This is a genomic window from Chryseobacterium panacisoli (assembly GCF_008274625.1).
GTDB classification, from domain to species: Bacteria; Bacteroidota; Bacteroidia; order Flavobacteriales; family Weeksellaceae; genus Chryseobacterium; species Chryseobacterium panacisoli.
Map to the genome: position 1 here is coordinate 145896 of NZ_VTRU01000004.1, position 22188 is coordinate 168083.

Genomic DNA, 22188 nt, shown 5'->3' on the forward strand with positions numbered 1-22188 from the left:
TACATTTTAAATCGCCGCAATCTTGAATATTGCGGCGATTTTTATATGGGCTATAGATTTTCTCCACAAGTTATCAACATTTTATCCACAACCAATTTTATGCAAAAAAAAATTTGAAGGTTTTATTCCCAATTCTATCCTAAATCAGGTGTTTATTTTGTCATGTTTTTAAACAGTATTAAAAGATTTTGAATAAACATTCTATGAACAAAGCTTATAATTTTGCGATCACGAAGTATTCTCTCTGCGTTTCAACGGTATTCTTTTTCATCTCATGGTTTCGCAGTCATTTAAAATTAACAGTAAAGCAGCTATCCATCATGTTGAGCACAAAGAAAATTTTTGCAGGATTATTTTTATTAGGATGTCTAGGAGCATCTGTCAAAGCACAGATCAGCCCGCCGGGATTAGGTGATGCCAATAATGCATTCTGGGGTGCCTTTGGAGTGAAACGACAGCTGGATTCTCTGGGAAAGAAACAAGCGTTGAGCTACATTGCCATCGGAAGAAAAAGCAGTCCGGATCATCATAACTTATTTTCAAAACAGGCGATCATTGTTTTAAATCATGAAGTATACCATTCTTTTGCTCCCCATCAGCAGTACAGTTATGCAATCAGCTACCGCCGCCAGCCCCAGTACGAAAGCACCGCTCCTTATGATAAAGAAAATACGGAACAGGAATTCAGAATCTACGGAAGGTATGCTTACACTTTTGACCTTGGAAGGAAATGGAAACTAAAAAATACGGTGCGGCAGGAATTCAGGAAGTTTTTTGATTCAGACTTTCATAAAGTAGAGGAAGATTTTCAGTTCAGAACCCGTATCAAGAGCCAATTAACCTATAATTTATCTTCTAAAAACAATCAAAAGCTGGCATTGAGTGCAGAAGCCTTGTTTTCCATCAGCCATTTCAATGAACCTGATGCGCAATGGGGTTCGTTCGGGTATCGTGAAATGCGGATTGCAGCATACTATATGTTTACAATCCCTAATTCGCCTTTTACAGTAGATATAGGATATATGGATGACCTGATCAGAGACAGCAGAAGCATTCATCATGGAGGGGTTCATTATCTGGCAGCGGACCTGATCTGGAATATTCCTTACAGAAAGAGACAATAAAAGAATAATTTTATAACAACACATACAAAATCCCAGTCATTGCTGACCGGGATTTTTGTTTGAAACATAAGTTTCTCTGCAATATAATTAAGTATGAATGTTTGGTGTAAAATCTAGTTGCACAACGTCAGGAACTGGCGGCTCAATTGTACATTGAATTTGGCTTCAGCTCTTGAGCGGGCATAAATAGTTTGTTTAAAAGCATGTACTGTCTTCAGTTTCTGATCTATGAATTCTGCAATCTGCACAACAGAGAAAAGAAAGTCCCTGTATACTGCCATATTAACGGTCTGACCATAATAAGGAAGGTACGCTTTTAAAAAAGGAATTGCTTTCTGATGACGGTTATAGCTGATACAATACCCTACTCCTTCCATTGAAGTAATAATGGTGTAGTTATTAATATAGTCCTGAATATTTTTACCTCCGTCCAGAGTTTGAGCATTTTTTGAACAGAACTTGTTAATCTTATCCAGAATATGCTGGGCATACTCCATCATGGAAATATTTTTAAATTCAAAAACCTGATTCATCCCATTGGCTGGTGAAGCTCCGTTTTCACAATCGATACAGAAAGAGATTCCGATTTTTTCATGATAAGGAAAAAAACAGTCTTTCACTTCAATGGAAGCATCCGGCTTTAACCTATCATCTCCAAAATTATAATAGACATACGGACCATAAAGCTCCGCAAGGGCATTCAGATAGTCTGTTTCGCTGGTATTATGATATTCTTCAAACCATTTTTCAAGGTTATCGTAATAATTACGTTCAAAGTCGTTAAAGTTTAAGTAAAATGGCAATTCCATAGCTCTGTAATTTTGATATGACAAAGCTATACCCGTAATGCGACAAAACTTGACGCAATATATTTTTTGTGAAAAAGATTTGAAAGATTATTAAGTCAATAGTCAATTTTTGCTTCGCAAAGTCAATGGTGAATCATTATTAATGCTAAGGTTCGCAAGGTTTGTTAGGTAACGTTTTATATTTTGTTCGTAAAGACACTTCGTTCAGCTAGGATAGCTGCTTTATCATTGCTGAGTGAAACGCCTTTGCGGTTGTTTTTAAACATTAAAATATCTTAGCAAACTTTGTGTTAAAATTGATTTACACGAATTAAAATTCACAAGCGCAGCGAATTGACCATTCACCATTGATATCTACTTATCATAATTCTTCATCACAAACTCAAAGTAATGAATCATTTTCAGGTAGTTTTCGATACTCAAGTATTCATTAGTGCTATGGATACTCTGCTGTTCTGCACTGTTGATCTTGATCGGCATAAATCTGTAAACGTTTTTGCTCACTATCTCATATTTTCCGGCATCTGTTCCTGCCATGGTAAGGTATGGAGTGACAATCGCTCCGGGATGAATTTCTTTTACACCCGCTTCTATCATTTTAAAAGCTTTCGTATTGGTTGGGGAAATTGCAGAGGCTTCTCTTGTATTGTCAATTTCTTCCACCTCAACATCGAAACCTTCAGTTGCTTTAGCAATATGATCCCGTACATCCTTCACTGAATTTCCGGGAAGTAATCTGAAATTCACTACAAATTCGACTTCAGGAGAAAGTACATTGGTACCGTCACTACCTTTCATCATTGTCAAGGCTGTGGTTGTTCTTACCAATGCGTTGGTTGTATTATTTTTGGTGAGCTGTGAAATCAAAACAGGTTTCAAAAGCCATTGATTGGCCAGTGCCATTCTTGTTGTAAAAGGCATTTCACCTCCTATATTATTAAAAAATTCTTTGATTAATGGGGTGATCACAGGCTTCATCTGGTCATCTTCCAAACGCTGCATAATAACAGCTGCTTTCCCGATAGCACTTTCCATTGGAGGCATAGAAGAGTGTCCACCCAATCCTTTTACCTTAATTTTTGCAGAAAGAAAGCCTTTCTCTGCACATCCAACAACCGCAACATCAGTATCTATTCCTGCGACGTTTCCTTTTCTCATAATCAATCCGCCTTCGTCATAAACGGCATCGAACTTCAATCCTTTTTTCTTAAAATAATCAGCAATCTGAATCGCTCCTTTCTGTCCGCCAACTTCTTCATCAAAACCAAAAGCAAGATAGATATCGCGTTGTGGAATCTGCTTATTTTTAATCATAGAATTCATGGATTCCATTAAGGAAAATAGCATTCCTTTCATGTCTATTGCTCCTCTTCCATAGATTCTTCCGTTGGCTACGGCTCCGGAAAAAGGGGCAAAATCCCAGTCTTCGGCTACTTTTGCAACAGGTTCTGCCGGTTTATCATCCGGACGGAATATATTTTCTTCATTATTCTTTATATCGGCATCTCCCGGCGGAACAACATCCATGTGGGAAAGAAATAAAATGGGTTCCAAGGCCGGATTGCTTCCTTTGAGTCTGAATACCAATCCATATTGGTTTACTTCAACATTTTCCGTGTTCTGATAGACTAATGGATAAGATGTTTTTAAATAAGTTTTGAACTGATCAAATGGTGCATAGTCAAATTCACCTAAACTTCCTGTAGAAACGGTCGGAACTTTAATTCCTCCTGAAAGTCTCATCACTGCAGAGTCATTTTTTACAGGTTTCCATCCCTCACCTGCTCCGATATCATTTTTCTTAAACGGATAGATGTAAGTTTTAATCAACACTACAGCGGCCAGAATGACAACGATTCCCAAAAGGATTAAAAGAACTTTTTTCATAGCAGATCAGTTTTGTGGTGTGGTTTGATCCTATAAATATAACAAAGTATTTATTGTTTAACAATTTAAAACCGGGCTTTTTCAATCGCTGACTCTCCTGAATACTGCTTTTTACAATTTTAAACTGATAAAAAGCACATGCATCTGTCCCCATTGTGAACATCAGATCGTCATAAGAACAAAAAATAAAGTATGAAGAATATTCTGCACATTATCTCCAGCGCGAGAGGAGATTTATCTTATAGCAACAGATTGAGTTCCCTCATTCTGGAAAAGCTTTTACAACAGCATACTATCAATAAAGTCGTTGTACGGAATTTGATTAAAGATGTACCACCATATGCTGATGAAGTGTCTATTCATGAGTTTTATAAACATCCTGCATTATATGATGAACAAAGCAAAAAGCTTCTTTCCTATGCCAATGCGACTGTGGATGAAGTGCGTCAAGCAGATATTATTGTCATTGGAACTCCTATGTTTAATCTGGGAGTTTCCACTCCTTTGAAGGCATGGCTGGATCAGCTGATCCGGGCGGGAGTGACTTATGTTTTTGATGAACAATGGAATCGTGTGGGACAGTTTAAAAGTAAAAAAGTGTATCTGGCTATTGCTTCCGGCGGAAGAAATACTGAGGGAGCTCCGGATTATATTTCTGATTATCTCAAAGATGTTTTCAGAAGTTATACGGGAATTACAGATGTGGAAACGTATCGTATTGAAGGGACTATGGAGAGTGGTTTTATAGCAGATTATGAAAGTATTCTGAAAGATTTTTATGCTGTAAATGATCTTTCCTAAGAGAGATTTATGGTAAACACAAAGTTTTCAACTATTTACACTGAATTTAAGGGAACAAAAAAGGAATCAACACGTTGATTGGATGAAGCTTTGGGATTTAATAATACTTATTGTTGGGTTTTAACGCAAGGGCGCTAAGTTTTTTACTAATGATGTATATTTTAAGGCGCAAGAAAATCAAAGATTTTCAGCAACGAAATTATGATAAAATCTTGCGCTTAAAAATAATTATGATCGTTCTTATTGTTGCGGTTTCTTTTAATTCAGGATTTCGTTCATTTCGGTTAAAATGATAGGTTTTCCATCGGTGATAACAATTGTATGTTCGTGCTGAGCCATATAGCCACCTTTATTTCCTACCATAGTCCATCCGTCTTTTAATTCTACTGCAAGATTGGAATCAGTGGAAATAAAAGTTTCAATAGCCACCACGGAGTTTTTCTTAAACCGTCTGGTGTCATAGCGATTTTTGTAGTTCAGCAGTTCATCAGGCTGTTCATGTAAACTTCTGCCTACTCCGTGGCCGCCGAGGTTCTTAATGACTTTAAGACCTCTTTTCTTTGCTTCTGTCTCCATTAAATACCCTATGTCTGCGATTTTTACTCCGCCTTTTATATTATCAATGGCTTTTTTCAAAATATCTTTAGATGCTTCCACCAGCTTTTGATGTCCGTTAATATCTTTACCGATCACAAAAGAGCCTCCGTTATCAGCCCAATACCCGTCCAGTTCGGCAGAAACATCAATATTAATCAGATCGCCTTCTTTCAAAATCCTCTGATCAGTCGGAATACCGTGGCAGAATTCATTATCCACGCTGATGCACGTCCAGCCTGGAAATCCATAGGTCAGATAAGGTGCTGACTTTGCCCCGAAACCTTCCAGTATTTTAGCTCCATATTCATCAAGATCTTTTGTGGTCATGCCTGGTTCAGCATACTCTATCATCTTTTTCAAAGTATAGGCAACAGCTTCACTTACTTTTTGCATTCCGATCATCTGATCTTCGTTCGTGATTGACATAGTTTTGTTTGTTATTGAGAACTACAAAGTTAGGAAATTAAATATTCTGATATGATTTGTTTTAATTCCTCAAACCCCTGTATTGGAAAATGAGATTATCAAGTACTTTAATATCCTTCTACCCCCTTGAGTAAGGGGGTACACTCTGTTATATAAGGGGCTAGAGGGTGTTCAATAACGGTCTCCAGCCACTTTGATAAGTGGGTAAAGAGACTTCATTAACGGTCTTCAGACCGTTAATGAAGTAGTTGGAGACTGTTCCGAAAGGGCTCCAACCACTTGATGAATAGGCTGGAGAGAATTACTATAGTGGTTAGAGGTACTTTCTAAGTGTCTGGAGGTTGTTTATAAAGTGGTTCACAGTATTTTAATAAGGATGTACAAGGACTTTTTTAAAACAAAACCACTGCAAAAGCAGTGGTTTTGTTTTTATTTGTTGACACGAGCGAGACGCTCGCTTCAATGGGAACCTCATAAAATATAGACCTGCAATTTAAATTATCCTTATGGAAGTGTAAAGGTTTTTATAATAAAAGAATAAAGCCACCACTATTGAACGGCGGCTTTGTTATTATTACTTCACCACACGATGCAATCGTGCGGCAACGAGGGGACAAAATTTACACTTTCGAGTCTAATATTCAAAAATTATAAATTTTAGCAAAATCTATTCGGATAAAAAATTAAAAATACATAGAAATCCCTCTTGATTAATTTCAAGAGGGATTTTATAAATTGCTTAAAACTTTAGCTGTAGATAATTTTCATTTATTGGCGTCATTCTGCAAGATGTTCAAAAACAAGAACCTCTTCTTACTCCAATGTATTATTAAATTTCAATAATCAATTCATTTTACGAAAGGTATTTTAGCATCGATACTATCATCTAATAAACGATAGCCTTTTCTCTCTAATTCATTAATATACTGCTTACAGCCTAGCAGCATACCATTTTTACCATTATGTCTCGATTCGATAATTCTAGTATATCTCCCTGTTTTAGAAAAATCATAAATAGCTCTTTCCATAAAATTTAAGCTTAAAGTCGTATCCATTTTCTGTTTAGGATTTAGTATAATCAAATCATTTCTGCAATCTATGTCTTCACGAGAACGATATCCTCTAGAAAAATTTATAGGATTTAATTTTTCATTATTTAGCATCCAATACGAATTACCAACAAAACCATATGGATCGATAACATACGTAGAATTAGAATTGTTCTTTATAGTAAACATTACTGGTTCGTCTGTTATTAATTTTACAGGTGTTTTGATAAGTATATCAATATCTTTACTTTTATTTATTTTCATCTGTGTTGAGCAAGAGATAAAAATAAAGCATGTTATTATTACTATGGATTTTTTCATTTTGGTATATTAATAATATTCAACATATAATTTCCTATCGATTTAAAATAATCATATATCACTGGATTTGGCGTTCCTGTCCATTCTTCTTCAAACTTATAAGCAGAAACTTCATTCAAGTCTTGAATCAATGGATGATTACCTTGAAGTATGCCATTCTTCCAATTACTAAAATGGTTTATTTCATGTACAATTACCGAACCTAATCCATAATTAGTTCTTTTTCCATTTAAAAGACCGGGCGCTAATATTATTTTACCAGTAAAAGGATTTGTAATACCTCTTATCTTTATATTAGGGTCTGCAGGATCTATAAAAAGACCGTCTTTATCTGTCTTGAAACTGATATACTCTTTTGACCATTCCTTCATTGTATGCTGATTTGCTACAGCGATCCAAGCATCTCGGGGAACAAGAACAGAAGCCATAACACTAAAAGAATACATGCTTGCCGGAGCACTAGGACTTATACCTAAAAGACTTAATACAGTACTTAAAGGATCGGTACCACCGCCACTTAGTCCAAAGTTTTCGTCATCATAATCATTAGAGATCATATAATGTTTATATCCACTATTAACCCCATCTGTAGAAGTTATTTTATTACCAGATAAATTACTCGTATATGATAACCCGCCAACAGCACCACCCAAGAAATTTCCTCCAGAAAATGCAGAGTTTAACCCTCCTGAGACAATACTTGGCAGTACAAATTTAATTGCTCCGGGGTTGCTTGTTATTGTTCCCAGTGTTCCTGAAATGGCCATACCTCCAATAGCACCGCCTAATACAGCACTCCATGATTTTTGCCAGTCCCATTTTCCGGGATTCCAGTTCCCGTTATTGGCAGCTACTCCATTTAAATACCCTCCTACAAATGCACCGATTATCCATTGTAAAAATTCCCCGCTTGGGTCATTGTACATAAGGGGATTATTCATCACATACCCATACTTATTATAGTTTTGGGTATTTGCAGGGTCCTGGATATTTTCATCCGCATTTAAGAACCTTCTGAGCAGTGGATCATACAATCTTCCGTTCATGTGGATGATACCCACGCCCATAAAGTGCTCATGCCCTGTGTAACCACGGTCAATAACCAACGATGTACCTGCAATAAGTAATTTATCTGTAGTAACTGGTGAAGTACCAATTTTAAGATGAGTAAGATTACCCCATGCATCATAGTGTCTCTGTTCCACTTTGTTCCCGGCCTGGTCAGATACGGCAAGGATGCTGCCTATATAATCTTTGTGCAAAAATTTATAAGAACCGCTGCTCTCTTCAAAGTTTTTCAAATATACAATATTAGATTCATACGGATTTCCACCGATGTATAAAATATGTTTCTCTTGTGCTGTATGCAGGTTCTTTACCACTTCAAAGCTTCCATCCTCACTGTAAAATTTAGTGAAAGTATCATTCCATGCAGGTTCGTTTGTGCCCTGTGTCAAGGAAGAGATATCTACTCGCTGTCTCATACTTCCTAAACCGTATTCAAAATTGATGCGGGATTTTTCCCCATTGATCTGTACGGGATCGTTATTTTCATTATAAATAACAGTCTGGATAAGGTCCCCGTTATAATTCTGTACTCCATTATTATTAAGGCTCATCCCGGTAGGCTGATAGATTTTTGATGAATTATCAAATTTTATCTCCCCTACCTGATCATTTTGCCTGATCCTCCCTTTTTCATCATAGGTATTATCTGAAAGCTGTCCTGTTGCAGGGTTAGTCCATTTAAGAAGCCTGTTATTGTTATCATAGTCGAATGATTCAATGATATTAAAGTCTCCTAAAGTTTTTCTGGATTTCAGTTCATTTCTGATAGCATTGAAGCCATACTGTATATTCAACACGGTCTGTGCGGGAGAAAGATGCTTGATTTCCGAAAGCATTCCCGTAGCAGTATTATATGTGTTGATGATATTAGCAGCACCCAATCTGCTTTCAAGAACCTGCCCCTTTGCATTGGTCTCCAGTAGCTGCCAAAGAACCTTTTCTGACTGCTTGTCTTTGATCTGATAAAGCTCTCCATTCCACTCATTATAGACATTTTCTATCTGCACCTCAGTAAGCATGCCCGAAGAAGACAGCTGTTTTATATAGGAAATCTCTCGTCCTTTATCATCATATGTAATACCCTTATTGGCGAAACTTCTTCCGTTGTGATTCTCTATAGCAGATGTTATTCTTCCCTGAGGATCATAACCGAATTCTGTACTGAATGCCTTACTGTTTGCCGTACCAGACTTTTTGGTAAGCATACCTTTAGTGTTATACGTGAAAATGATGTCCTTATTCGTGGCCGCCCCTCCGTCATTAGTAGAAAGCTCTTTCTGCGAAACCAATTGCCCCAAATTATTGTAGGTGTATTCTTTAGTTCCTTTCGGGCTGATCGTTTTCTTAGGTTGACCAAATCCGTCATACTCATATTTATACAATCCGTTGGAAGGGTCATTAAATTCAGATTTTCTACCCCACACATCATATGTTGTAGTAACCGCATTTTCGGCATACTGAGCTTTTACCTGCTCTCCGGCTGCATTGTAAGAAAGCTTTATAGTTCCTCCTTTATCGGTAGATGATATAACATTTCCTAAAGCATCAGAAGTTTTGGAGGTGGTTCTTCCATAATCTGCAGTGCCCATTTCCTTTACCGTAGTGGTCAATCCTGAAACTGAAGTAAGGGTCTGCTTCCCCATAAAGGCAGTAGCTGTGATATTAGCTGGATATACCGACTCATCGTACGATATGGTATTCCACTGGCTGGCGCTTTCTCCGTCAAAATAAGGTTCGGATTCCTTGATTTTTCTCCCCAAAACATCATATTGCGTTTCTTTGGAGACATATTGTCCGTCTCCAAAAGCCTTAGTAGTTGCCTTATACACCTGTCCCAGCTTGTTGGTGAGTGTTTTTGAGATATTACCATCCGGATCATTCCTTGTGACAGTCACATTATCATTGGTATCCCTTTCGTAGATATAACTGGTTTTTCCCTGAAGGCTATTTTCAGTAAACACGAGTTTCCCCCAGTTATCATAAGTGCTTGTAAGGATATTTCCTAGTGGGTCGGTCTGGCTAGTCACCTGCCCCCAGTTATTATACAAAAACTCCGTTTCTAATCCTAAGTGGTCTGTTTTCTTAATGATAAATCTTCCGGTAGGATCGTACTGTGACTTGGATGTACGCTCCTGTGAATCTACACTGTTAGAAAGTATTTTTCCAGTGATGTTTCCAAAACCGTCATAGCTGTAAGTTTCAAGAATATTACCCGTATTATTCCTGTTCCATTTTTTCAGGGTTTTAATCCTGTTATTCTCATAGGTAAATTCTTCCTTACCGGATTGACTATCTCCATAGGCCTGTTGGGTTTCTGTCTTAGATTTCAGGCGTCCGATATAATATCCTGCTGCAGTCCCGGAAGGGTTATGCTGATACTCAAATACAGAAGTCGTAACCCCATAGGTGTCATTAATCTTGGAAACAATTTTCAGTGGAAGATAGTACTGTTCGTAAATAATGTTGTCTTCTTTAACAGTTCCCGTCAAGAAATCTTTCACCCTGATTCTTGCCGGTAAAATGACTGTCACCACCTTTGCCTTATCCGCATCAGTAACAGAAGTTACCTGCTGTCCGTTTAAGAGCTTAATGGTCTGATAGATTGTAGATTTTAAGCTTAGAAGCTGTGTATTGTTTTCAGAGAGATCATCAGGAAAAACCTCTGTATCGCTGCTGGTATATTTTAACGACCATTCTTTTAATGGAATGCCTTCATTCTCAGTATCAATTTCTATTCCTGACCATATGACAGTACTTGCAAGCCTCGAATTATACCAGGAAGTTCTTGCCATTTTTTTAAAACCTACCATTCCTTTCCCTAAGATATTGGCTGTAAGACCCCTATACCTGAACAAACGTCTCAACTTCACCTTTTCAGGATCAGAGAGGTACTGATCGGGTCTTAATGGGGTTTGTGTCATTTCCGAAACCACATGCATTCCATAAGACTGATCAATTTCAACAAAAGGATAGTTTTCGGTTTTGAACGGCTTATACAATATCTGATCGTTTTCCAACAGTTTGTAAGTGATTTCTGTGGTTATTCCTCCCTGCTGAATCGTTTTAATTCGGGTCTCTCTCGCCAGGTCTAAATAATAGCTGGAGGCAACCTCCTGCTCATTTGCAAAGCCGTAGTTTTCTCCATTCATAGACACCATCCTAACACTCTTGAGCATTCCTCCCGTCCATTGATCGACAGAAAGTCCTACAACATCCCTGCGGTTTGGAGCCAGTTCATTGGCTGTATTATACTCGCCGTTAAGATATACCACTTCATCACAAACACAATAAGCATTCATCATAGGAGGCAGTTCCCCCGCAGTGGTAGAAAGTATATAAGCCTTCGCTGTGTAATTTCTGGTATATTTATATCCAGGTTGAGCGCCATCCTGGGTAACATAAACATAGCCTCGGCCACCTTCCAACATAACCAACTCGGTTTTTCCGTCATTGTTAACATCATACCCCACAAAAGTCCTTGGATTAGCTACAAAGATATTCTTAGTTTGAGGGTCAGTTGTAATCCTTCGAGTGGGTTCAGGACGGTAGAACACTTTGGTTTCTTCCTTAAAACCGTTACCTTTTGATGTATAGAGGTACCAAATGGCCGAAGTTGCAGTGCCCGGCATCATCAGGTCACTAAGGCCATCCCCATTATAGTCACCTACTACGGTATTTTGCCAGTACCCCTTAATCGTTTCATCATTGGCAGGATTAAAGGGAGCGATAGAAGATTCATACTGGCCAAGAGTGTTTTTCTGGAAAGTAATCAGGACAGGCTTTAAGTCCTGGCTGAGCTTCATGAGGTCAAATACCCCATCGCCGTTGAAGTCTCCTGACCAATATTGCTTTAATACATCCTGGCTTAGCTTATCGTAGTCAGGATAAAGTTCAAGCGGATAATACCACGCATTGCCTTGGATAGATTCATCTGGATCTACTACAAAATATCTCATTGTGGAAGTACAATCCGGTGGTAGCTTGAATTCAGGATCAATACTTACCGGATGACATTCTCTATCACTTAACGAGATAACCAGTTCATTCAGGCCATCGCCATTAAAATCAACACTTCTCATGGCGGTAACGGTAGTTCTTACCCCATTACTGATAGTTCCCGTTGAAAAATCATAATCGCCACCAGGAATAGTCTTCGTATAATCCAGAACAAGCTGGTTAGTTTCAGAAAGGCCATAGAACGAGAGTATAAGATCTGTTTTAGAAGTAGAACTATTAAACACCTCTTTTTTAAGTACAAATCCTTGGCGGTTACGGATAAGACTTCCCTTTCTAAGATTGACAACAGCAGCATTGGTAACGCTCGTTACCATATTGCCTACAAAAACAACTGGAGCAACATCATACTGCCACGGATTCTTTAAATAATTACTGTAAAGGTATAGTCCTATCTGTGGAATTTTATCTGAGGTTTGAGAATGATATCTTAATACATCAAGATATCCATCACCATTAAAATCTCCTGTTATATCATTCGCATTAGGTCTTATTGTATAGGTACTGCTCCATTTTCCATTTTTGAAATATGGTTCCTCGTACGTAAATGTCACTGGATTTGCTTCTTCATTATTACCATTTAAAATGGTAATCTTCTCCAGATACTTATACGGATTATCCGTAAGATACTTATAAGCAATATTGTATTTCTTGTACTGCTTACTATTGGAGGAAACTACAATAGACTGTAGAACTTTGGATTGGGAAAAAAGATTCCCTTTGATATAGGCAGTCTCGGCGTATGGCCTTGCTATAAAATTAAAATTGATTTTATTGAGGGCATTTGTCCCTGTGGTTTCATTCCCTCCCCACTCAATACTGCTGATTAATGAAACATTATCTGCTAAAGTGTAATTATAAGTGACATAATTTCCATCAGTATCTTTTGTTTTGACAATATTATAGTCAATTGGTGTTCTGGCTTGGCTGTTACCAGGGGCCGTAGCCCCGTACCATGCTATAGAGCCGTCCGGAGATGTCACTTCCCAATACTCTGGTCCCTGCCAGTTTTGCCCGGTAATATTACCAACAGATTTGATTTTTATATTAGAATACTTTTCTGTAACATACTCAGCGCCGTCTTTACCATATTCCCCGGACTTTAAAATTAACCTATGCCCGTTAAAGCTGTAATAATCAACATAATCCAGCTGTACCCCTTTGGTGATACCATCTTTTTCAAGGTTTTTGCCAACTCTGGAAATAGAAGACAGCCCCGTAATATTCCAGCCATAGCCAGCTAGGCCATTGGTGGCACCACTTACATAGACCAGACTGATCCCAGGAGCAATATTTTTAACCCCTGGAGGAAGATCAATAGGAAGTGTATACTGAAGCTGTCCTGCTCCTGTAACATCTATATTGCCCTTAGTATCATGAAATTTAGGAGTGGGGGTCTGTGCAATGCAGAATATAGATATAAAAGATAATATAAGCGACGAAATTATTTGTATTTTCTTATGATTGTACTTTTTCATAGCGATTACCTTTTAGTGATGTTTTTACTGAAAATTCTGCCGTCTTTCAGGGTAAAGCGCAGTACGTATACGCCCCAATTGTAACCTGTCATGTTAATTTTCAGCTGCCTGTTAAGCTCAGGTAAGTTCTGCTGCTGGAATTTCCAGTGGACTGTACTGTGTTGATAAAGTGAGACCGATTCAATAAGACTATCTACTTCCTCGGTCCAGTCAATAGTCAGAAAATCATTTACTGGAACAGGATAAAGTCGTATCTGCTTCCAGAATGTTTTTTCATCAATAGCAGAATTCGATGCAATAGAAGCTGTTTTAGAAATTGCATTTGACAGCAGTGAAGCTTTATCTTTAGGATCTTCTTCTGGTCCTCTGTAGCGCTGATTTCCAGCTTCGTCATATTTAAAATATACCTCGGTTTGGGAATACCCCCAAATTCCGATCAGTAGAAAGAACAAAGGAAAAAGTTTCCTTTGTAATAATATTTTCCGGGCCGACATATCCCCCGGAGTGGTACACTTAGATTGTGTAGCCAAATAAAGTTTTTTCATTGTGTTTAAATTGTAAGTAAAGGTTAGTTTTGGTGTCCCAGAAGGGTACTACCGTTAATTTTTGCGACAGGATATAGCTTATCCTGAAAAATAGAAGGCTTTCATATAGCTTAATTTTGAAAATGGTTATTAGCCTGATTTAAGAATCAGGACTTATGCAGTTAGTCTTGAACGACTCTGAAGACCCTAAAGCCCTACACAAATAAAATAAGGGAATTCCCTTATACTGTGCATACAAGAAATTAAGTTTGGGAACATAATTCTTTCCATACCTAATAATACACTATACTTACGGGATTCTGGTAATTTATCGCTCTGAATCAAGTTTCCCGTAATAAGATACTGCTGATCAATGGTTGTAGTAACCTGGCTTAGAAAATCCTGGGTAGAGGATTTGATATCTTTCTGCCATACTACTTCCTGGGCAGAGATTCCCAAGACCGTGCATAAGGTGAATGCACCAATATAGATTTTTTTCATTCCAATGTTGTTTTCTGAGTTAGTAATTAGTTTCTTAAAACTTCGCAAATTTAACACTTTTTAAGATATGAAAATCACTTTCATGTGGTATCCTATAAATCATACTATTTATTGTTAAATTATCTTTAAAACATATTAAAACTTATCTTATTCTGATGTAAAATTACCTTAGCGTTACGACAAAACTTGTCGTATTAAAAACAAAAAAGGGCCAACTCAAAAGAATTGACCTTTCCAAAAAACATTAACTGTTTATTGATAGAATTATGATGTTTTATTTCCAGCCTCCACCTAAACTTTTATAGATGTCAACCACTGTACTGAGCTGTTTTTGTTTTGCCTCAATAAGTTCCATTTTAGCATCCAGCGCATCCCTTTGGTTCAGAAGAACTTCAAGATAATCAGCTCTGGAGTTACGGAATAACTGATTGGCAATATCAATAGACTGATCCAGCGCTTTGGTTTCCTGAGATTTCAATTGATAATACTGATCTATATTTTTAACCTTCGACATCAGATTGGCAACATCCAGATAAGCGTTCAGAATGGTTTTGTCATATTCGTACAATGCCTGAACCTGTTTTGCATCTGCTGTCTGAAAATTAGCTTTTATCGCACTTTTATTAATCAGTGGTCCTGCTAATTCACCTGCCAGATTGTAAGCAATGGATTCAGGTAATTTAACAAGATAGGAAGGTTTGAAAGCCTCTAATCCTAATGTCGCAGAAATTTCCAGAGAAGGATAAAACTCTTTTCTTGCTGCTTCTACATCCAGCTTTGATGCTTTCAATTCCAGTTCTGCCTGCTTGATATCAGGACGGTTTGCCAGCAATTGTGACGGAATTCCCGTATAAACCGTTGGAGGAATCGTAGACATAAAGTTTTCTTTTGTTCTCACGATCGGCTGTGGATATCTTCCCAGCAAAGCATTGATTTGATTTTCCTTCTCAGTGATCTGCTGACGGATTGTATATTCTGCTGCTTTGGATTTCGCCAATTCCGCTTCAAATTTCTTCACTGCCAGTTCCGTTGCAGCCGCAGCTTCTTTCTGAATTTTAGAAATTTCCAACGCTCTTTGCTGAAGCTTGATGTACTGCTGTATAATATCCAACTGATTATCAAGAGCCAGCAATTCATAGTAATTATCAGCAACTTCTTCAATAAGATTAGACAGGACAAAGTTTTTGCCTTCCACCGTAGAAAGATAGTGGGCCACTGCAGATTCTTTTTCGGTTCTGAGTTTTTTCCAGATATCAATCTCCCAGCTTGCATTTAATCCCGCTTCAAAATTTCCAAGCGGATCCGGCATTTCTTTCCCAGGTTCAATTTCTGTAGTAGCATCACCTGCTCCTTCACTGGTATAACGGCCGGCTTTTTTCAGTCCGGCACCTATTCCTGCTGAAACAGTTGGGGTAAGTCTTCCTTTTTTAGCTAAAACACCACTTTTAGCAATTTCAATTTCCTGAAGAGTGATTAACAACTCCTGATTATTCTTTAAAGCTGTTTCAATCAGGGTTACCAGGTTTGGATCCGTAAAGAACTGTCTCCATGGAGTCGTTCCACTATTGTTATTCGCATCCTGCTGTTCTTCCTGATTAAAGTTCTGAGGAATATTTTCTTTTACCTCGTCTTTTATGACAGTCGCCATGGGTGCCTTACAACTTGCAAGTACAAGTGATAAGGCGATGGCTGTGATTATATTTTTAGTCTTCGAATTTTCCATCATGTTCATAAGGTTCAGTTTGTTCTGTTAAAGGATTCTCTTCTTCATATTTTGCCAGTCTGGACTTCTCTGCAATGGTTCCGAAGATGTAATATAACCCTGGAATAATCATCAATCCGAAAATAGTTCCGATTAACATTCCTCCTGCTGCTGCAGTACCAATGGTTCTGTTACCAATTGCTCCCGGACCTGTTGCAATCACCAATGGAATCAATCCGGCAACGAATGCAAATGATGTCATCAGAATCGGACGGAAACGAATTGCGGCTCCCTCAATAGCTGCTTTTGCTACAGGAATTCCCTCTTCTGCCTTTTTCTGTACAGCAAACTCTACAATCAACACGGCGTTTTTACCCAGAAGCCCGATCAACATGACCATGGCCACCTGTGCATAAATGTTATTTTCCAATCCTAAAAGTTTCAAGCATAAAAATGCTCCGAAAATACCTACCGGAAGAGATAAAATTACCGGAAGCGGAAGGATGAAACTCTCATATTGAGCAGAAAGGATTAGGTAAACAAATCCTAAACACACAAGGAAAATAAATACCGCTTCATTTCCACGGCTTACTTCATCTTTGGAAATACCCGCCCAGTCGATACCAAAACCTCTCGGAAGCGTTTTATCTGCCACTTCCTGAATAGCCTTAATCGCCTGTCCGCTACTGTATCCAGGTGCCGGAGTTCCACTCACCTCTGCAGAGTTATACATATTATGTCGTGTAATCTCAGACAGTCCGTATACTTTTTCCAATCTCATGAAGTCTGAATAGGGAACCATCTGATCTTTATCATTTTTAACATAAAGCTTCAACAGATCCGTTGGTAAAGCACGGTATTGAGGTCCTGCCTGAACAATTACCTTATAAGGTCTGTCGAAACGGATGAAACTCGTCTCATAATTGGACCCGATCAATGTAGATAAGTTATCCATCGCCTTTTCAATGGTCACCCCTTTTTGTTCTGCAAGATCATTATCAATCTTAAGCATATATTGTGGGAAACTCGCGGAATAGAATGTAAATGCCGATCCAAGTTCCGGACGCTTCTTAAGCTCCTTCACAAAGTCATTACTCACCTGCTCCATTTTATGATAATCACCACTTCCTGCTTTATCCAGCAGACGAAGTTCAAAACCTCCGGCAGCTCCATATCCCGGAACGGAAGGCGGCTGGAAGAATTCTATATTGGCACCTGGAATATTCTTCGCTTTTTCCTCAAGTTTTTCTATGATTTCAGCGGCGGATTCTTTACGTTCCTCCCAACTTTTAAGGTTGATCAGACAGGTTCCTGAGTTAGATCCGGTACCTTCGGTCAAAATCTCATATCCTGCTAAGGATGAAACAGACTGTACACCGTCAATGTCTTCAGATTCTCTTAAAAGTTCTTTAGCAATCTGATTGGTTCTTTCTAATGTAGATCCCGGAGGAGTCTGAATAATAGCATAGATCATCCCTTGATCTTCAGCCGGAATAAATCCTGAAGGTAAAGAGTTACTCAGGAAGAATGTACAGGCACAGAATGCTAATAGTAACGGCAATGTGATTGTTTTCTTCGTCACTGTTTTATTCAGCATCTTCTCATATCTTCCCGCTCCTTTTGTAAATACATTATTGAACTTATCAAGGAAAATAGTAACCGGAGTTTTCTTTTTAGGTTTTCCGTGGTTATTTCTTAAGATCAACGCACACAAAGCCGGCGTCAAAGTAAGTGCCACCACCCCTGATAAGATAATGGATGAAGCCATTGTAATAGAGAACTGACGGTAGAATACTCCAACCGGTCCGGACATAAATGCAATCGGAATAAATACAGATGCCATTACCAATGTAATTGCGATAATTGCTCCACTGATCTCATGCATTGCTTCTTCTGTCGCCTTCAATGGAGAAAGATGTTTTTCTTCCATCTTGGCGTGAACGGCTTCAATTACTACAATCGCGTCATCTACTACAACCCCGATCGCCATTACAAGAGCAAAGAGGGAAATCATATTCAGGGTAATTCCAAAGGCTGACATTACAGCAAACGTTCCTACTAATGAAACCGGAACGGCTAGTGCCGGAATCAAGGTTGAACGCCAGTCTCCAAGGAATAAGAATACTACAATAGCAACCAAAATAAAGGCTTCAAACAAGGTATGAATTACTTTTTCCATGGAGGCATCCAGGAATCTGGAAACGTCATAACTGATGTCGTAATGCATTCCTTTAGGGAAATTATTTTTTTCAAGATCCTTCATCAATGCTTTAACGTTTTTGATAACGTCGCTTGCATTAGATCCATAGGATTGTTTTACCGTAATTGCCGCGGATGGTTTTCCGTTCAATGTGGAATAAATATCATACATGGAACTTCCGAATTCTATATCAGCAACATCCTTCAGTCTTACAGATTCACCATCCGGTTTTGCTTTTAGAATAATGTTTCCATAATCTTTTTCGTTGTTGAAACGACCCGGATATTTTAATACATATTCAAATGACTGAGAGCGTTTCCCGGAACTTTCCCCGGTTTTACCCGGAGATGCTTCCAAACTCTGCTCATTCAGAGATTCCATGACTTCATCAGCTGAAATATTATAGGCCGTTAATCGATCAGGTTTAAGCCAGATACGCATTGCATATTCACGGGTTCCCAGGATATCGGCAAAACCAACACCGCTTACCCTTCTCAATTCAGACATTACATTGATATCTGCATAGTTGAAAAGGAATTTCTGGTCAGCTTTGGGATCATCACTGTACAGGTTAATATACATCAACATGTTAGGTTCCTCACGAGTGATTTTTACCCCTTCACGTACTACAAGAGGTGGCAGCTTATTCACTACTGAAGATACACGGTTCTGAACGTTTACTGCAGCTACGTTGGGATCTGTTCCAAGGTCAAATACAATCTGAATGGAAGCTTCCCCGTCATTTCCGGCATCCGAGGTCATATATTTCATACCCGGAACTCCGTTTAGCCCCCTTTCCAATGGGATAACTACAGATTTAATCAACAATTCATTGTTAGCTCCGGGATATTCTGCTGTAATATTTACTTTAGGCGGAGAAATAGATGGGAACTGTGTCACAGGAAGTTTTACCAATGACAATATTCCCATAAATACAATAATCAATGAGATTACTATAGACAGAACTGGTCTGCGAATGAATTTCTTAAACATACTACTTCATTTTAGAGACCACTACTCTGCTTTTAATTTCAATGATTGAAGAACTTTCTTAGGATCCTGGAATTTGGTTTTCACCTTTTGGTCATCCTTCACTTTCTGAACTCCTTCCAAAAGAATCTGATCTCCTTTTGAGATACCTGAACCTACTACATAAAGATCCGGAAGTTCATAAGCGATTTTGATGTTTCGGGATTTTGCCACTCCGTTTTTATCAATAACAAATACATATTTCTGGTCCTGGATCTCATAAGTAGCTTTCTGTGGAATAATTAATGCATTATGAACAGGCATTGACATCTGAATTTTTCCTGTTTCTCCATTTCTCAAAAGCTTATCAGGATTGGGGAACTTGGCACGGAAAGCAATATTACCTGTTTCATTGTCAAATTCTCCTTCAATAGTCTGGATCTCCCCTTTCTGCGAATAGGTTTCTCCGTTCGCTGTGATCAGGGATACCTGATTGCTGCCTCTGTCTGCAGCGTGAGTCTGATAACTTAAATATTCCGGCTCAGAAACATTAAAATAAGTATAGATACTTGTGTTATCTGATAATGAAGTCAACAAATCACCTTCATCTACAAGACTTCCCAGTTTTAAAGGAATTCTGTTGATAACACCAGAGAACGGCGCTTTGATATCGGTAAATGAAAGATGGATCTGAGCCAGTTTCATTTCTGCATTGGCAGCATCCAGCTTGGCTTTTGCCATGGCTTTTTCATTTTTAGAAACAATGTTGTTTCCTGCTAATGTACTTGCATTTTTCAGTTCGATAGAAGCCTGTTCTACCTCTGCTTTTGCTTTTAATAATTCTGCCTGGTACAATTTAGGCATAATTCGGAACAAGGTCTGCCCCGCCTGCACGTACTGTCCTTCATCTACAAAGATTTTTTCCAGGAAACCTTTTTCCTGAGCTCTTACTTCAATATTTTTTACGGATTGAATCTGGGCTACGTATTCTTTGTTGATTACAGTATCCATTACTACAGGGGACGTCACCGGATATACGGTAACTTCTTCTTTTTCTTCTTTTTTCTTATTGCAGCCAACTGCCAACAGAAGGGCACTCAGCGCAATTCCCGAAGCAACTCTCTTTATCATAATTCTAGAGTTTATATAAATCGTTAATGTTTTGATAGAAATAAAACGGTAATAAAAGAGGTACGATGTGATGATTACCGGCATACACAACGCAAAGTATTTCTACCCGGAATCAGGCAGAAATAGGAATAGATCGAGAAAATTTTAAATTCTAATAGAACGGATCAGAATGAATCTTTTGGCTGTAAGGCCAAAAACAAAGCCATGAATATCGGATCTAAACCGCTTATAGCTTTTTAATCCAAAAATGTAAACCAGACTGAAAACTCCGGCGAAAACAACAATAGCCTGCCATACGTCAGACAGCTGGAAATCATTTTCAGCAAGTTCTAAATTGGAATTGTCTACGGTATCGGCCATCTGCTGAACAGATAGTTTTTCAAAAGTCTGATTAAGACGGTTGACTCTTTTCGGCATATGATGAGAAACATGACCGGAATAGTCATTTCGAAGCGTTTTAACGTTGAGCCTGCTTTCCACTACAAAGAGCAGAAAAAGACCAGTTAAAAAGTATACTATAAAGTTTCTCATTTTTGAAGTTGCAAATGTACACCCAGATTATGATATTATCATAACAGATTAACAAAATTTAACTATCCTTTAAAATAGCTGAATAAAAAAATCCTGAAAAACAGCAAATATTTCCTTTATTCAACAGTTATTCAGGCAATTCTGACGTCTTATCTGTGTAAGTTTCAATTTTCAAAAATTAAGCCACTTTTTTTGAATTAAGGAAATTTTAATTTTAAAGTTGTTGCTTTTTTGAACATTTTAATGCCCTGGCCTTCTATTTTGAAAATCTCCATAATCAAACCTAAACTTTATCATAAATTAGAATTATTAACATTAACTTATTGTTACTCTCTTCTTTTTGAATTATTTTTGCCGAAAATTTACACAACAAATGAAAAATGAAAAAAAAGTACTCTATTCTATTAAAAACAAACTCGTTACAATCCCTGATTCAACAACGGTAATCCCTATTTTTCTACAATAACTATTACTGCCTGTTTCGTGAATAATGTTTCAATAAACAGTGAGTTAAATTATATGAAATCTTAACTTTCTGTTAGTTTATGAAAAATTAACACATATTTATTAAAAATATTTGTAAATTTATAAGGCATTAACATCATAATTCATGAAACACTTTAAAATCACTTATCACTATGAAAAAATTATTAACACCAATCCTTCTGGGATTGACCATTCTTTCCCTAACAGCGTGTAAACATCCCGGAAAAGAAGCTGAAACCATTACCGCTGCTGCATCCGAAAACACAGACGAAATTTTCAAAGATGTGTATGTTGACAGCTATGGAGAAAAGATAGAAGTAACGATCAACAACACCAAAAATACCGCTACAATACATTTAAACGGTAAAACTTTTGACCTTAAAAAAAGTGATGCTTTACCTGAATATACAGCCTCCAATGAAGAGTATCAATATTCTGATATTAAGGGAAATATAACTTTCCTTAAAAAGAATGTAGACATGGTACTGTTCCATCTTAAACAGGCAAAGAAAGAGTCTGGACCGGCAAAAATGGCATCGTATTAGCATAAGGAATAGCATTCATTAAAAA

Annotated in this window: 14 protein-coding genes; 3 read left to right on the plus strand and 11 right to left on the minus strand. The window is 37.8% G+C overall.

Annotated elements, in window-relative coordinates; translation table 11 throughout:
• The first annotated feature begins 203 nt into the window (after positions 1-203).
• Positions 204-1124: a DUF2490 domain-containing protein gene (locus tag FW781_RS16315; protein ID WP_149388400.1), complete on the plus strand. Its 921-nt coding sequence runs from the start codon at positions 204-206 to the stop codon at positions 1122-1124.
• Between the two features lie 113 nt (positions 1125-1237).
• Here the strand turns inward: FW781_RS16315 and FW781_RS16320 are convergent, their stop codons facing one another.
• Positions 1238-1933 carry a hypothetical protein gene (locus FW781_RS16320; protein WP_149388401.1) on the minus strand — a complete coding sequence of 232 codons (696 nt, stop codon included), beginning with the start codon at positions 1931-1933 and terminating at the stop codon, positions 1238-1240.
• Positions 1934-2287: 354 nt separating this feature from the next.
• Positions 2288-3820 (minus strand): M20/M25/M40 family metallo-hydrolase, encoded by a 1533-nt coding sequence (locus FW781_RS16325; RefSeq protein ID WP_149388402.1) that lies wholly within the window; start codon positions 3818-3820, stop codon positions 2288-2290.
• Positions 3821-4012: 192 nt separating this feature from the next.
• Here FW781_RS16325 and FW781_RS16330 point away from each other — a divergent pair, with 192 nt between their 5' ends.
• On the plus strand, positions 4013-4621 hold the full coding sequence (locus FW781_RS16330) for an FMN-dependent NADH-azoreductase (protein ID WP_149388403.1): 609 nt from the start codon (positions 4013-4015) through the stop codon (positions 4619-4621).
• A gap of 258 nt (positions 4622-4879) precedes the next feature.
• On the opposite strand, the gene map is transcribed toward FW781_RS16330, so the two are convergent.
• From map to FW781_RS16375, 9 genes are all read right to left on the minus strand, one after another.
• On the minus strand, positions 4880-5644 hold the full coding sequence (gene map, locus FW781_RS16335) for a type I methionyl aminopeptidase (protein ID WP_149388404.1): 765 nt from the start codon (positions 5642-5644) through the stop codon (positions 4880-4882).
• Between the two features lie 848 nt (positions 5645-6492).
• Positions 6493-7014, minus strand: coding sequence for a hypothetical protein (locus FW781_RS16340; protein WP_149388405.1), 522 nt, complete (start codon positions 7012-7014; stop codon positions 6493-6495).
• Positions 7011-13574 (minus strand): RHS repeat-associated core domain-containing protein, encoded by a 6564-nt coding sequence (locus FW781_RS16345; RefSeq protein ID WP_149388406.1) that lies wholly within the window; start codon positions 13572-13574, stop codon positions 7011-7013. Before FW781_RS16345 ends, FW781_RS16340 begins: the two co-directional genes overlap by 4 nt.
• 5 nt (positions 13575-13579) lie before the next feature.
• Entirely contained in the window at positions 13580-14119 is a 540-nt protein-coding gene (locus tag FW781_RS16350) for a T9SS type A sorting domain-containing protein (RefSeq protein ID WP_228720221.1), read from the minus strand.
• A gap of 186 nt (positions 14120-14305) precedes the next feature.
• The gene (locus FW781_RS22670; protein WP_228720222.1) at positions 14306-14599 is read right to left on the minus strand and encodes a hypothetical protein; all 294 of its coding nucleotides are present in this window, start codon (positions 14597-14599) and stop codon (positions 14306-14308) included.
• A gap of 274 nt (positions 14600-14873) precedes the next feature.
• Positions 14874-16331: a TolC family protein gene (locus FW781_RS16360; RefSeq protein ID WP_149388407.1), complete on the minus strand. Its 1458-nt coding sequence runs from the start codon at positions 16329-16331 to the stop codon at positions 14874-14876.
• Complete coding sequence (locus FW781_RS16365) at positions 16303-19494, minus strand: efflux RND transporter permease subunit (RefSeq protein ID WP_149388408.1); 3192 nt, start codon at positions 19492-19494, stop codon at positions 16303-16305. Before FW781_RS16365 ends, FW781_RS16360 begins: the two co-directional genes overlap by 29 nt.
• A 21-nt stretch (positions 19495-19515) precedes the next feature.
• The gene (locus FW781_RS16370; protein ID WP_149388580.1) at positions 19516-20598 is read right to left on the minus strand and encodes an efflux RND transporter periplasmic adaptor subunit; all 1083 of its coding nucleotides are present in this window, start codon (positions 20596-20598) and stop codon (positions 19516-19518) included.
• Positions 20599-20745: 147 nt separating this feature from the next.
• Positions 20746-21132 carry a hypothetical protein gene (locus FW781_RS16375; RefSeq protein WP_149388409.1) on the minus strand — a complete coding sequence of 129 codons (387 nt, stop codon included), beginning with the start codon at positions 21130-21132 and terminating at the stop codon, positions 20746-20748.
• A gap of 638 nt (positions 21133-21770) precedes the next feature.
• On the opposite strand from FW781_RS16375, the gene FW781_RS16380 reads away from it, so the two are divergent.
• A complete protein-coding gene (locus tag FW781_RS16380; protein ID WP_149388410.1) occupies positions 21771-22163 on the plus strand; it encodes a multicopper oxidase domain-containing protein in 393 nt (130 codons plus the stop codon).
• The last annotated feature ends 25 nt before the right edge of the window (positions 22164-22188 follow it).